The organism is Acidovorax sp. GW458-11-26-14-TSB4 (assembly GCF_059423865.1).
In genome coordinates this window covers 627955-641090 of the sequence record NZ_JBWKYR010000001.1, presented here as the reverse complement: position 1 = coordinate 641090, position 13136 = coordinate 627955, and the positions used below count along the sequence as shown (strand labels likewise).

Sequence of the window (13136 nt, the reverse complement as noted above, 5' to 3'; positions counted from 1 at the left end):
TATGGTGACCGGGCTTTCATGGCACCGCCCTTCAGCATGCACCACCGCACAGCAGGTGGATCAAGGGTAACTACTGATGAAAAACCGGTCTGGCTTGCTTGAATTGGTTATTAACTATAACCACAATTCACGTATCAAGAAAGCCACCATGACCCATCCAGACATCCATTTCGAGCTTGCCGGCGACGAGCAGGAAGTTGCCGTGATCCGCCTCACGCGCAGTGCCAAGCGCAATGCACTGAACGACGGCCTGATCCTGGCCCTGCGCGACCTGTTCGAGAAAATGCCCGCCGGCGTGCGTGCCGCCGTGATCGACGGTGAGGGCCCGCATTTCTGCGCCGGCCTGGACCTGTCCGAACTCAAGGAGCGCGATGCCGGCCAGGGCCTGTACCACTCGCGCATGTGGCACGCCGCCCTGGAGCGCGTGCAGTACGGCCCCGTGCCCGTGATCGCAGCGCTGCACGGCGCCGTGGTGGGCGGCGGGCTGGAGCTGGCCAGCGCCTGCCATATCCGCGTGGCCGACGAGTCCACCTTCTACGCGCTGCCCGAAGGCTCGCGCGGCATCTTCGTGGGCGGCGGCGGTGCCGTGCGCATCCCCAAGCTGATCGGCGCGGCGCGCATGACGGACATGATGCTCACTGGCCGCGTCTACAACGCACAGGACGGCGAGAAGGTCGGCTTTGCCCAGTACCTGGTGCCCGAGGGCCAGGCCTTCGACAAGGCGCTGGAACTGGCCAAGCGCGTGGCGCAGAACGCGCCGCTGACCAACTACGCGCTGATGCACGCCCTGCCGCGCATCGCCGAGCAGCCGGCGGACCAGGGCTTCCTCACCGAAGCCATGATGGCGGCCATCGCCCAGAGCGCGCCCGAGGCCAAGTCGCGCCTGGCGGACTTCCTGGAAGGCCGCGCCGCCAAGGTCCGCAAGGACTAGAGAAGGTGCGAACGAATCCGCCATGCCCGCTCATCCCGCCAAAACACGCGCGCTCGTCGTTGCAAATGCTCGCCATAGCCCGAGCTATGGCTGCGCTTTGCGCCTAGATCACACGCGTTGTGACGGCCTGCTCGGACACGTCGAATCCATTCACACCTTCTACCCCACCGCGCATCTCTCACGCATCTGATGGACATCGACCCATGAGCGACCTCTCCACTCCCCTGGCCCCGCCCCGCTACCGCCCCGTGCCCTTCGGCGTCACCCGCGTCAGCGTGCGCGAGGGTGCGCCCGGCGTGCGCTACCTGCAGGCCGACCTGCCCCTGGGCGCCTATGCGCGCCGGGTCACGGACTATCTGGTGCATTGGGCCGAGGTGGAGCCGGAGCGCAGCTTCCTTGCGCGCCGTGTGCAAAACGCCGATGGCAGCACCGGCGACTGGCAGCACATCAGCTACGCCCAGGCGCTCGCGGCCGCACGCAGCATAGGCCAGGCCCTGCTGGACCGGGGTCTCAGCGCCGAGCGCCCCGTGGTGGTACTCAGCGAGAACAGCCTGGAGCATGCGCTGATGGCCCTGGGCTGCATCTATGCGGGTGTGCCTTACTGCCCGGTCTCCCCGGCCTATGCCACGGTGAGCCAGGACTATGACAAGCTGCGCCATGTGCTGGACACACTGACACCCGGCCTGGTGTTCGCGGCCGACGGTGCGCGTTTCGGCCGCGCCATCACCGCCACCGTGGCTGCAGATGTGGAGATCGTGCTGGCCCAGGGCGCCATCGACGGCCGCCCGGCCACCACCTTCCAGAGCCTGCGCAACACTGTGGCCACCCCCGCCGTGGATGCCGCCATGCATGCCACGGGCCCGGGCACCATCGTGAAGTTTTTGTTCACCAGCGGCTCCACCAAGATGCCCAAGCCGGTGGTCAACACCCAGCGCATGTGGTGCGCCAACCTGCAGCAGATCACCCTGTCGCTGCCGGTGCTGGCCGAAGCCCCGCCCATCCTGGTGGACTGGCTGCCGTGGAACCACACCTTCGGCAGCAACCACAACTTCGGCCTCACGCTGCAGCATGGCGGCACGCTCTACATCGACGATGGCAAGCCCACGGCGGCGCTGATCGGCGAGACCCTGCGCAACCTGCGCGAAATCGCGCCCACCGTGTACTTCAACGTGCCCACCGGCTTCGAGATGATCGCCGAGGCGATGAAGACCGATGCCGCGCTGCGCCGCACCCTGCTGTCGCGCGTACGCATGTTCTTCTACTCGGGCGCCGGCCTGGCCCAGCCCATCTGGGACAGCCTGCATGCCACGCAGGAGGCCGAAATCGGCGAGCGCATCGTGATGTCCACGGGCCTCGGGATGACCGAGTCAGCCCCCTCGGCACTGTTCTGCAACAGCCCCGACGTGCGTTCGGGCCACATCGGCGCGCCGGTGCCGGGCATGGTGCTCAAGCTGGTCGACGTGGACGGCAAGACCGAGGTGCGCTACCGCGGCCCCAACGTGACGCCGGGCTACTGGCGCTCGGACGCCGCCACGCGCGAAGCCTTCGACGACGAGGGTTATCTGTGCACGGGCGACGCCGTGCAGTGGATCGACGAGAACGACATCCACCGCGGCCTGCGCTTTGACGGCCGCATTGCCGAGGACTTCAAGCTCTCCACCGGCACCTTCGTGAGCGTGGGCCCCATGCGCGCCAAGATCGTGGTGGCGGGTGCGCCCTACATCCAGGATGCGGTGCTCACCGGCCTGAACCGCAAGGAAGTGGGCGCCCTGCTGTTCCTGTCTCCGGCCTGCCGCGAAGTGAGCGGGCTGGGCGCGGACGCCCCCTGGTCCGACGTGATCGCCAGCAACGGCGTGCGCCAGCGCATCCAGGCCGTCATCGACCACCTGGCACGCGAATCCACGGGCAGCGCCAGCCGCGTCGCGCGCGCGTTGCTGATGGCCGAGCCGCCCTCGCTCGACAAGGGCGAGATCACCGACAAGGGCTCCATCAACCAGCGCGCCGTGCTCAAACACCGCGATGCCCTCGTGCAGGCCCTGCACGATGGCACCGCGCCCGGCGCCATCATTCCCGCGGCCTGAAGAGCACGACCCAAAGGACTTTTTCCATGCAGATCCAAGGACAGACCGCCCTCGTCACCGGCGCCGCATCGGGCCTGGGCGAGGCCACCGCCCGCGAACTCGCCCGCCTGGGCGCCAAGGTCGCTGTGCTCGACGTGAACACCACGCTGGCTGGCCAGGTGGCCGACAGCATCAACGCCCAGCATGGCGCCGGCACCGCCGTGGCCTGCACCTGCGACATCACCCAGACCGACAGCGTGGTGGCCGCACTGGCCCAGGCCGAGGCGGCCCTGGGCCCGGCGCGCATCCTCATGAACGTGGCCGGCATCGGCAGCGCCAAGCGCGTGGTGCAGCGCGACGGCAGCGCGGCGCCGCTCGAAGACTTTGCGCGCGTGGTCGGCATCAACCTCATCGGCAGCTACAACATCAGCCGGTTGTTCGCGGCGGCCTGCGCCAGGCTGGCTCCGCTCGACAACGGCGAGCGCGGCGTGATGATGTTCACGGCCTCGGTGGCGGCCTTCGATGGCCAGGTGGGCCAGCAGGCCTACAGCGCCTCCAAGGGCGGCCTGGTGGGCATGACGCTGCCCATGGCGCGCGACCTGGCGCAGCACGGCATCCGCGTGTGCACGGTAGCCCCGGGCCTGTTCGCCACCCCGCTCATGAAGGAGCTGCCCGAGGCCGTACAGCAGTCGCTGGCGGCCAGCATCCCCTTTCCGCCACGCCTGGGCAAGCCCGAGGAGTTTGCCGAGCTGGCGGCCCACATCGTGACCAACGGACACCTCAACGGGGAGGTGATCCGGCTAGACGGTGCCCTGCGCATGGCACCCCGATAGCGCCCCCGTTCCCTGCCCCGTCAACACACCATACCTATACCGGAGACAACCATGACGACGACACGACGCCACTTTGTTCACACCCTGGGCAGCGCCGCAGCCCTCGCAGCGCTCTATCCCCTGTCCTCCTTCGCGCAGGCGCTGGACCAGGTCAAGATCATGTACGGCTTTCCGGCCGGCAGCGCGGGCGACAGCGTGGCCCGCCGCGTGGCCGAAAAGCTGGGCGGCACGGCCTACAGCAAGAACCCGGGCTTCGTCGAGAACAAGCCGGGCGCCGGTGGCCGCATTGCGGTGGAAACGCTGAAGAACGCCCCCGCCGATGGCTCGGTGCTCACCCTGGCGCCGGTGTCGGCGCTGTCGGTGTACCCGCACATCTACCCCAAGCTCAGCTACAAGCCCGAGGACGTGGTGCCCGTCTCCATCGGCGCCATCATGCACCACGGCCTGGCCGTGGGCCCGGCCGTGCCGGCCGAGGTGAAGACGCTCAAGGACTTCCTGGCCTGGGCCAAGGCCAATCCGGACAAGGCCAGCTACGGCTCGCCCGGCGCGGGCTCCATGCCCCACCTGCTGGGCGCGCTGCTGGGCATCCGTGCGGCAGTGGAGCTCAAGCATGTGCCCTACCGCGGCACCGTGCCCAGCATCACCGATCTGGTGGGCGGCCAGATCGCTGCCGCCATGAACCCCAGCGGCGACTACTTGCAGTACATGAAGACCGGTCGCGTGCGCGTGCTGGCCACATCGGGCAAGAAACGCTCGCCCTACCTGCCCGATGTGCCCACCTTCACCGAACTGGGCTACCCCGACGTGACCTCCGAGGAATGGTTCGGCTTCTACGCCCCGGCCAAGACGCCCGCCGCCACACTGGCCAGTGCCAATGCCGCCATCACCGGCGCGCTCAAGGACAAGACCGTGATCGACGCACTGGGCATCGTTGGCCTGGTAGCCCACGGCAGCACGCAGCAGGAGATGCTGGCCGACCAGAAGGCCGAATTCGAGCGCTGGGGTCCGCTGGTCAAGCAGATCGGGTTCACTTCAGAGTCTTGAGTCTGGATTGGCGTCCCCTTGGGGGGACGCCCCGGTGGCGCTGGTCTTTGGCCACGCCAGTTGCCAAGCCGCAGGTACACGACGGATATTGGAAGCACGACCCGCATGCAAGCACACCAGACCCTGGCCGATATCCAGCACCTGCTGACCGAGGTGCTCCAGGCGCCTTCGCAGTGGCAGGCGCTGGCGCCGTTTGCCGACACCGATGGCGAGCTGGCAGCCCAGGTGCTGGAAGAAGCCGCCAGGTTCGTCGACAGCGCCATCGCTCCGCTGCAGCGCACGGGTGATGAAGAAGGTTGCCGCTTCGAAGCCGGCACCGTCACCACGCCCACCGGTTTTCGCGCGGCCTACCAGGCCTTCTGGCGGGCTGGCTGGCCCTCGCTGGCCTGTGCACCCGAGGACGGTGGCCAAGGCCTGCCCGCAGTGCTCGAATGCGTGCTGTTCGAATGGCTGGCCGGTGCCAACCACGGCTGGACCATGGCCCCCGGGCTGTTGCATGGTGCCTACGAATGCCTGCGCCACCACGGCAGCGACGCCCTGAGGGCGCAGCACCTGCCGAAGATCGCCAGCGGCGAGTGGCTGGCCACCATGTGCCTGACCGAGGCCCATGCGGGCAGCGACCTGGGCCTGGTGCGCACGCGCGGCGTACCGCAGGCCGACGGCAGCGTGCGCGTGAACGGCAGCAAGATCTTCATCTCCGGCGGCGAGCACGACCTGACCGACAACATCGTGCACCTGGTGCTGGCGCGCCTGCCCGATGCCCTGGCCGGCCCCAAGGGGCTGTCGCTGTTCCTCGTGCCCAAGCGGCTGCCGGGCGGCGAGCGCAATGCCGTGGTGTGCGAACGCATCGAGGAAAAGATGGGCCTGCACGGCAGCCCCACCTGCGTGATGCGCTTCGACGACGCCACGGGCTGGCTGGTGGGCGAGCCCCACAAGGGCCTGGCCGCCATGTTCGTGATGATGAATGCCGCTCGGCTGCATGTGGGCCTGCAGGGCCTGGGCCTGCTCGAAGCCGCCTGGCAGAAGGCCGACGCCTATGCGCGCGAGCGCCGCCAGATGCGCGCGCCCAAGGCCCTGGGCATGGCGGCATCGCCCGGCCCCGACCCGATTGCTGAACACCCGGCCATGCGCCGCATCCTGCACACGCAGCGCGCCTGGATCGACGGCGGCCGCGTGCTGGCCTACCACACGGCCCTGCAGCTTGACGTGGCGCGCCACCACCCCGACGCGACCGAGCGCGCCGTGGCCCAGCGCTGGTGCGCGCTGGTCACGCCCGTGCTCAAGGCCGCGCTGACCGACCAGGCCTTCCACGGCGCGAGCGCCTGCCTGCAGGTCTTCGGCGGCCACGGCTATGTGCGCGAATGGGGCATCGAGCAGATCGTGCGCGATGCGCGCGTGGCCATGATCTACGAAGGCACCAACGAGATCCAGGCCATCGACCTGCTGGTGCGCAAGGTGCTGGCCGATGGTGGCCAGGGCCTGTGCGCCCTGCTCGCCTCGCTGCGCCATGGCCTGCCGCCGGACGAGGCCGCCAACACCCGGCGCAATGCCCTGGCCGACACCACGCGCGCCTTGGCCGCCGCAGCCGCCACCGACCCCGAGCTCGCCTACTGGGTGGCCGATGACTACCTGCGCGCCGTGGCCCTGGTGCTGCTGGAATGGGCCTGGGCGCGCATCGCCGCCGCCCCTGCCAGCCAGGGCCCGCGCTGGGCAGATCCCGCCCAGGCCTTCGCCACCTGGGTGCTGCCCGAATTCGACATGCGCCTGGCCATCATTCGCCAGCGCCTGTCCACCGCTGCTGCCGACGTCCACCGACGTACCGCGCCCGCCATGGCTGCCGCCTGAGGGTCCACGCCTTTTCTCTCTCCGCTTTCCCCCACCCCAGCGCTCCGAGGCCGCGCTGCGGGTCTGCCTGCCTGCGCCTTGCAACAACACACGAGGAGACAACACCATGACAAAGAGGAACGAGGGTATCTGGAACCTGCACGGCCTGGGCCACCCGCTGGCACTGGCGGCGTTGCCCGCGGCAGCTCTGCTGCTGGCCGGCTGCGGCGGTTCTGACAGCGGGCTGCGCCAGCTGTCGGCGGCATCGCCGGGCACGCTGCAGTCCTGCGCCAACCTGGCGACCACGCTGGCACTGCCCAACACGCGCATCACCTCCGCCGTGCCCGTGGCCGAGGGCGAGCTCAAGGCCGCCGGCGTGAACGCGCCCATCCCTGCGCACTGCCTGGTCAAGGGCGCGATGAACCAGCGCACCAGCGCGGTCGATGGCAACAGCTATGCCATCGGCTTCGAGATGCGCATGCCCGTGGCCTGGAACGGCCGCTTCCTCTACCAGGCCAACGGCGGGCTCGACGGCAGCGTGGTCACCGCCCTGGGCGCGACCAGCGGCGGCGCACCCGTGGCGCCTGCGCTGAGCCAGGGCTTCGCAGTGCTCAGCTCCGACGCGGGCCACAGCGCGCCCACGCCCTTCTTCGGCGTGGACCCGCAGGCCCGGCTGGACTATGGCTACACGGCCGTGGGCAGCCTCACGCCCATGGCCAAGGACCTGATCAAGAGCGCCTATGGCAAGGCGCCGGATCGCTCCTACTTCGCGGGCTGCTCCAACGGCGGGCGCCATGCCATGGTGGCGGCCTCGCGCTATGCGGACCAGTACGATGGCATCCTGGCCGGCAACCCGGGCTTTCACCTGCCCAAGGCAGCCACGGCCCAGCTGTGGAAGGCCCAGCAGTACGCCAAGGTCTCCACACCTGACGCCAACGGCCAGCCCGACCTGAACACCTCGGTGAACGCCGCCGAGTACAAGCTGCTGGGCAGCCGCATCCTCGCCAAGTGCGATGCACTGGACGGCGTGACCGACGGCCAGGTCAACGACGTGGCGGCCTGCCAGGGCGCCTTCAACCTGCAGACCGATGTGCCCAGCTGTGCCCCGGGCGCCGCGCGCGACGGCAGTTGCCTGACCGCGGCCCAGAAGACCGTGCTGGCCGATATCTTCGCGGGGCCCAAGAACAGCAAGGGCGAGGCGCTGTACACGGGCACCTGGTTCGACCCGGGCGTGGGCGGCGCCAACTTCGCGCAGTGGCACCTGGGCTCGCCCGCCACGCGCGACGCGGGGGCCGTGGCCTTCATCTTCACCTCGCCGCCGTCCACCGTGGCGGCCTTCAACGCCACAACGGGCCTGCAATACGCCCTGGCCTTCAGCATGGAGACCGACTACCCGAAGATGTTTGCCATCAGCGCGCTCTACCCCGAGTCGCCCTGGTCCTTCATGACGCCGCCCAATGAGGCCGACCTCGGCACGCTCAAGGAGCGCGGCGCCAAGATGATGGTCTACCATGGCATTGCCGACGGCGTGTTCTCGCCCGTGGACACCGCCAACTGGATGGACCGCCTGCAGGCCAACCACAAGGGAGATGCCGCCAGCTTTGTGCGCCTGTACATGGTGCCCGGCATGAACCACTGCTCGGGCGGCCCCGCCACCGACCAGTTCGACATGCTGGCCCCGCTGGTGCAATGGGTGGAGCAGGGCAAGGCGCCCGACACCGTGCTGGCCCAGGCGCGCGGCGCAGGAGCCAACGTGGTCAACACCGAATTGCCTGCCGGTTGGTCGGCCAACCGCACGCGCCCGCTGTGTGTCCACCCCAAGGTGGCGCGCTACAACGGCACGGGTGATGTGGAGAGCGCCAGCAGCTTCAGCTGCCGGTGAGCGGCTGATTCCGGGGGCGACGGGCTCCCGGGAGTAGCCAACAGGTCACAGCGGTAACAGGGGGTGAGTGCGGTGGCGCCCGTCCCCTGGCCGCTGGCACACTGCGCCCATGTTGTGAACCCACGCAAGGACCACGCCATGGAAACCCAGGAACTGCACCGCGGCCGCCTGATCGACCACATCCAGCTGGTGGTGCGCGATCTGCCGGCCAGCCAGGCCTTCTACAGCGCCATCTTCGAGGTGCTCAAGGTGCCCATGGGCGGCACCGCCGAAGACTATTTCTGGGCCGACGAGCTCTTCGTCTCCACGTCCCAAAGTGCCGCGGCACAGGGCCATCTCACGGGCCGGCACCACCTGGCCTTCCAGGCACAGGACGAGGCCATGGTGCAGGCTTTCTACAAGGCGGCCCTGGCCCATGGCGGCAAGGACAATGGCGCCCCCGGTGAACGCCCGTACCACCCCGGCTATTACGCGGCCTTTGTGCTCGACCCCGATGGCAACAACATCGAGGCCGTGTTCCATGGCAAGGCCCAGCGCAGCGCGAGCTCGGTCAAGATCACGTTCTAGCCTCCCTGAAACGGTGGACCGTGTGCCCGTGCGAGTCCACGGCCACCGTGACCGGAAAGTCCACCACCTCGAACTCATGGATGGCCTCCATGCCCAGGTCGGCAAAGGCCAGCACCCGCGCCTTGCGGATGGAGCGCGACAGCAGGTACGCCGCACCCCCGGTCGCCGCAAGGTAGGCCCCGCCATGGCGGCGGATCGAGGCGATGGCCTCGGGCCCGCGCTCGGCCTTGCCCACCATGGCCAGCAGCCCGGTCTGCGCCAGCAGCGGCTCCACGAAGCGGTCCATGCGCGTGGCGGTGGTCGGGCCGGCCGGGCCCACGGCTTCGCCCGCCACGGCATCCACCGGGCCCACGTAGTAGATGGTGCGGCCGCGCAGGTCCACCGGCAGCGGCTCGCCACGCTGCAGCAGGTCGACCAGGCGCTTGTGCGCGGCGTCGCGCGCGGTCAACAGGGTTCCCGTGAGCAGCAGGGTCTGGCCTACCTTCCATTGGCCGACCTCGGCGCGGTCCAGCGTGTCGAGGTCCACGCGCACGGCATCTTCCCCCACGAAGCTATCGGGAATGCCGTCCCACGCATCGAGCGACAGGTCCGGCAGGGGCGCCGGCCCCGCGCCATCGAGCGTGAGGCGCAGGTAGCGCGTGGCCGCGCAGTTGGGGATCAGCGCCACGGGGATCGTGGCCGCATGGCAGGGCGCGGTGCGCACCTTGACGTCGAGCACGGCCGACAGCCCCCCGAGCCCCTGCGCGCCGATGCCCAGCGCGTTGCTGCGCACGTGCAGATCCAGGCGCAGCGCCTCCTCGGGCGTGGCCGCGCCACGTGCGCGCAGCTCGTCGATGTCGATGGCATCGAACAGCGAGTGCTTGGCCAGCAGCATGGCCTGCTCGGGACTGCCGCCGATGCCGATGCCCAGCACGCCCGGCGGGCACCAGCCGGCGCCCATGCCAGGCAATTGCGCCAGCACCCAGTCGGCCACGCTGTCGCTGGGGTTCAATGTGGCAAAGCGCGCCTTCACATCGCCGCCGCCGCCCTTGGCCACCACCAGCAGTTCCAGCGCATCGCCCTCCACCAGTTCGCAGTGCACGATGGAGGGGGTGTTGTCGCGCGTATTGGTGCGCGCGCCCAGCGGGTCGGCGACCATGGTCGCGCGCAGCGGATTGGCAGGGTCGCGGTAGGCCGTGCGCACCGCCTCGTCCACCACCACCTGCAGGCTGCGCAGCGCGCCGCCGTCGTGGCGCACAAAGCCCACGCCCATGCCGATGCGCAGGAACACCTGGGCCACGCCCGTGTCCTGGCACAGAGGGCGCCGGCCCAGGGCCGCCATGCGGCTGTTGACCAGCAGCTGGCCCATGGCGGCGCGCGCCGGGGCATGGGTTTCGGCCGCATGCGCGCGCCGCAGCGCGCGCACGAAGTCGGGCGGGTGCCGGTGGCTGATGAACTGCAGCGCCTGGGCGATGCTGGTGGCCAGGTCTTCCTGCGCGATGCGGGTCATGGGCCGGGCCGCTCAGTCGATCTGGATCTTGGCGTCGGTGGCCACCTTGCGCCATTTGTCCACCTCGGCCGCGGTGTGCTTGGCAAAGGCGTCCGGCGCGTACTGCGCCTCGGGCAGCAGGTGGATGCCCTGCGCCACCATGCGCGCCGTCCAGGGCTTGTCGGCCAGGGCCTTGAGGTAGGCCTGGTGGAGCTTTTGCACCACCTCCTTGGGCACCCCCTTGGGCGCATACAGGCCATACCAGGTGGCGGCCTCGAAGCCGGGCAGGGTCTTCTCTGCCAACGGCGGCACGTTCGGGTACTGCTGCGGCATGGGTGTGAGAGAGGTCAGCGCAATCGCATTGAGCCGCCCGCCCGTGACCTGGGGCAGCGCGGTGTTGCTCTGGTCGAACATCGCCTCCACCTGCCCGCCCACCAGGTCGTTCATGGCCGGGGCAGCGCCCTTGTACGAGATGGAGGTGACCTCGATGCCGGCGCGCGACTCGAACAGCGCGGCGATCAGGTGCGAGGTGGAGCCCACGCCCGCATTGCCGAAGTTGATCTTGCGCGGGTTGGCCTTGGCCGCGGCGATCAGCTCGGCCGCCGTCTTGTAGGGCGAGCTCTTGGGCACCAGCAGCACCAGCGGCGTATCGGGGAAGCGGAACACCGCGTCGAAGTCCTTCACCGGGTCGTAGGCCAGCTTCTTGTACAACGAGGGTGCCGCGCCCATGTAGCCCATGTGGCCGACCAGGAAGGTGTAGCCGTCGGGCGCCGACTTGGCGGCCTTGGCCGCGCCGATGGTGCCGCCCGCGCCGGCCGCGTTTTCGATCACGATGGACTGGCCCACCTGGCGCCCTACCTTGTCGGCGATGTCGCGCGCCATGGCATCGGTGGGGCCGCCCGCCGCAAACGGCACGATCCAGGTGATCGGCTTGGCGGGCCAGGCCGGCTGGGCATGGGCGAAGGTGGCGGCGCACAGCAATGCGGCGGCCGCACCAAGGGTCTTGGCGGTGTTCATGGACGCGTCTCCTGGAATGGTTGTGGGAAGGAACGGAAAGCGCAAGAGGGCGGTGATCGGGGGATGCTCAGCGGCCGGCCGCCGCCGAGGCGGCCAGGGCGCGGTCCACCATGGCGGGGGCCAGACCCAGGTAGTTGGCGGGGTCGGTGAGCCGGTCGATGGCCGCGCGGTCGAAATGGCGCATTACCTCGGGCAGCGCGGCCAGGGCCTCGGCCAGGGTGCCGCCCTGTTCGCTGACGGTGCGGCAGGCGCCGTAGACGACGTCGTGCGCCTGCTGGCGGCCCATGGCCGGGGCCAGGCCCATCATCACCGCCTCGGCCACGATCAGGCCGCGGCTCATACCGAGGTTGCTGCGCATGCGCGCCTCGTCCACGATCAGGCCGCCGAGCGCGAACTTAGCCTGGTGCAGCGCACCCGCGGTGAGGATGAAGCTCTCGGGCAGGGCCAGCCATTCGGCATGCCAGGGGCCGGTGGCGCGCTCGAAATCCTGCACCATGGCATCGAGCATCAGCCCCGCGTGCTGGCGCACGGCCTTGGAGGCCGCCAGCATCAGCTCGCTGGAGATCGGGTTGCGCTTTTGCGGCATGGTGCTGCTCGCGCCACGGCCCTTCACGAAGGGCTCGTAGACCTCGCCGAACTCGGTGGAGGCCATGATCATGGTGTCCAGCGCGATCTTGCCCAGCGAGCCGGTGACCAGGGCCAGCAGGTTCACTGCCTCGGCAAAACCGTCGCGCGCCACATGCCAGGTGGTCACAGGAACGGCCAGGCCCAGCTCGTCGGCGAGCGCAGCCTGCACCTCAAAGCCCTTGTCTCCCAGCGAGGCCAGCGTGCCCGCAGCCCCGGCGAACTGCACCACCAGCACGCGCTGGCGCAGCTCGGCCAGGCGCTCCTGGTGGCGGTCGAACATGGCCAGCCAGATCGCCACCTTGTAGCCGAAGGTGACGGGCAAGGCCTGCTGCAGGTGGGTGCGGCCGGCCATGGGCGTGTCGCGGTGCTTGGCCGCCAGCGCGGCCAGGATGCCGCGCAGCTCGCGGATGTCGGCCTCCACCAGCGCCAGGCCGTCGCGCAGTTGCAGCACGTTGGCCGTGTCCATGATGTCCTGCGTGGTCGCGCCCCAGTGCACGTAGCGCCCGGCCTCGCCGCACATCTCCACCATCTGGTGCACCAGTGGCAGGATGGGGTAGCCCACGATGTCGGTCTCGTGCCGCATGTGGTCGAAGTCCACACGCTCCATGCGCGATTCGCGCGCGATGGTCTCAGCCGCCTCGGCCGGGATCACGCCGCAGCGCGCCTCGGCCCGCGCCAGCGCCACCTCCACCTCGATGTAGCGGGCGATCAGGGTGCGGTCGGAGAACACCTCGCGCATGTGCGGCGTGCCGAAGGCGTCGCGGAACAGCACAGAATCGAGCACCGTGCTGGCAGGGGTAAACAGGGAAGAGGACATGGCAGGCCGGATATGTTGATAAAATGCGAACATATATAAATGTTCGAACAAATGCGCTGAAGTGAA

At 69.3% G+C, this 13136-nt stretch carries 10 protein-coding genes; 7 read left to right on the top strand and 3 right to left on the bottom strand.

Annotated elements, in window-relative coordinates; translation table 11 throughout:
* The first annotated feature begins 148 nt into the window (after positions 1 to 148).
* The 7 genes from AC07X5_RS03025 (at position 149) to AC07X5_RS02995 (ending at position 9141) form a co-directional block, all read left to right on the top strand.
* Positions 149 to 931, top strand: a complete 783-nt coding sequence (locus AC07X5_RS03025; RefSeq protein ID WP_409964287.1) for a crotonase/enoyl-CoA hydratase family protein — start codon at positions 149 to 151, stop codon at positions 929 to 931.
* A gap of 203 nt (positions 932 to 1134) precedes the next feature.
* Positions 1135 to 3012 carry a feruloyl-CoA synthase gene (locus AC07X5_RS03020; RefSeq protein ID WP_494769008.1) on the top strand — a complete coding sequence of 626 codons (1878 nt, stop codon included), beginning with the start codon at positions 1135 to 1137 and terminating at the stop codon, positions 3010 to 3012.
* Positions 3013 to 3038: 26 nt separating this feature from the next.
* Positions 3039 to 3824, top strand: coding sequence for an SDR family NAD(P)-dependent oxidoreductase (locus AC07X5_RS03015; protein ID WP_494769007.1), 786 nt, complete (start codon positions 3039 to 3041; stop codon positions 3822 to 3824).
* Positions 3825 to 3875: 51 nt separating this feature from the next.
* Positions 3876 to 4868 (top strand): Bug family tripartite tricarboxylate transporter substrate binding protein, encoded by a 993-nt coding sequence (locus AC07X5_RS03010; protein WP_494769006.1) that lies wholly within the window; start codon positions 3876 to 3878, stop codon positions 4866 to 4868.
* A 105-nt stretch (positions 4869 to 4973) separates the two neighbouring features.
* Positions 4974 to 6713, top strand: coding sequence for an acyl-CoA dehydrogenase family protein (locus AC07X5_RS03005; RefSeq protein WP_494769005.1), 1740 nt, complete (start codon positions 4974 to 4976; stop codon positions 6711 to 6713).
* Between the two features lie 106 nt (positions 6714 to 6819).
* Positions 6820 to 8574, top strand: a complete 1755-nt coding sequence (locus AC07X5_RS03000) for a tannase/feruloyl esterase family alpha/beta hydrolase (protein ID WP_494769004.1) — start codon at positions 6820 to 6822, stop codon at positions 8572 to 8574.
* 138 nt (positions 8575 to 8712) lie between these two features.
* A complete protein-coding gene (locus AC07X5_RS02995; RefSeq protein WP_494769003.1) occupies positions 8713 to 9141 on the top strand; it encodes a VOC family protein in 429 nt (142 codons plus the stop codon).
* Here the strand turns inward: AC07X5_RS02995 and AC07X5_RS02990 are convergent.
* The 3 genes from AC07X5_RS02990 to pcaB form a co-directional block, all read right to left on the bottom strand.
* Positions 9131 to 10630: a fumarate hydratase gene (locus AC07X5_RS02990; RefSeq protein ID WP_494769002.1), complete on the bottom strand. Its 1500-nt coding sequence runs from the start codon at positions 10628 to 10630 to the stop codon at positions 9131 to 9133. The two genes, AC07X5_RS02995 and AC07X5_RS02990, sit on opposite strands and share 11 nt — an antisense overlap.
* Before the next feature lie 12 nt (positions 10631 to 10642).
* The gene (locus AC07X5_RS02985; RefSeq protein WP_494769001.1) at positions 10643 to 11626 is read right to left on the bottom strand and encodes a tripartite tricarboxylate transporter substrate-binding protein; all 984 of its coding nucleotides are present in this window, start codon (positions 11624 to 11626) and stop codon (positions 10643 to 10645) included.
* Between the two features lie 67 nt (positions 11627 to 11693).
* The gene (gene pcaB / locus AC07X5_RS02980) at positions 11694 to 13070 is read right to left on the bottom strand and encodes a 3-carboxy-cis,cis-muconate cycloisomerase (protein ID WP_494769000.1); all 1377 of its coding nucleotides are present in this window, start codon (positions 13068 to 13070) and stop codon (positions 11694 to 11696) included.
* Positions 13071 to 13136: the final 66 nt, after the last annotated feature.

Excerpts from the sequence above, each read along its gene's own strand:
- AC07X5_RS03025 (WP_409964287.1), top strand. The coding sequence starts at position 149 with ATGACCCATCCAGACATCCATTTCGAGCTTGCCGGCGACGAGCAGGAA.
- AC07X5_RS03020 (WP_494769008.1), top strand. The coding sequence starts at position 1,135 with ATGAGCGACCTCTCCACTCCCCTGGCCCCGCCCCGCTACCGCCCCGTG.
- AC07X5_RS03015 (WP_494769007.1), top strand. The coding sequence starts at position 3,039 with ATGCAGATCCAAGGACAGACCGCCCTCGTCACCGGCGCCGCATCGGGC.
- AC07X5_RS03010 (WP_494769006.1), top strand. The coding sequence starts at position 3,876 with ATGACGACGACACGACGCCACTTTGTTCACACCCTGGGCAGCGCCGCA.
- AC07X5_RS03005 (WP_494769005.1), top strand. The coding sequence starts at position 4,974 with ATGCAAGCACACCAGACCCTGGCCGATATCCAGCACCTGCTGACCGAG.
- AC07X5_RS03000 (WP_494769004.1), top strand. The coding sequence starts at position 6,820 with ATGACAAAGAGGAACGAGGGTATCTGGAACCTGCACGGCCTGGGCCAC.
- AC07X5_RS02995 (WP_494769003.1), top strand. The coding sequence starts at position 8,713 with ATGGAAACCCAGGAACTGCACCGCGGCCGCCTGATCGACCACATCCAG.
- AC07X5_RS02990 (WP_494769002.1), bottom strand. The coding sequence starts at position 10,630 with ATGACCCGCATCGCGCAGGAAGACCTGGCCACCAGCATCGCCCAGGCG.
- AC07X5_RS02985 (WP_494769001.1), bottom strand. The coding sequence starts at position 11,626 with ATGAACACCGCCAAGACCCTTGGTGCGGCCGCCGCATTGCTGTGCGCC.
- pcaB (WP_494769000.1), bottom strand. The coding sequence starts at position 13,070 with ATGTCCTCTTCCCTGTTTACCCCTGCCAGCACGGTGCTCGATTCTGTG.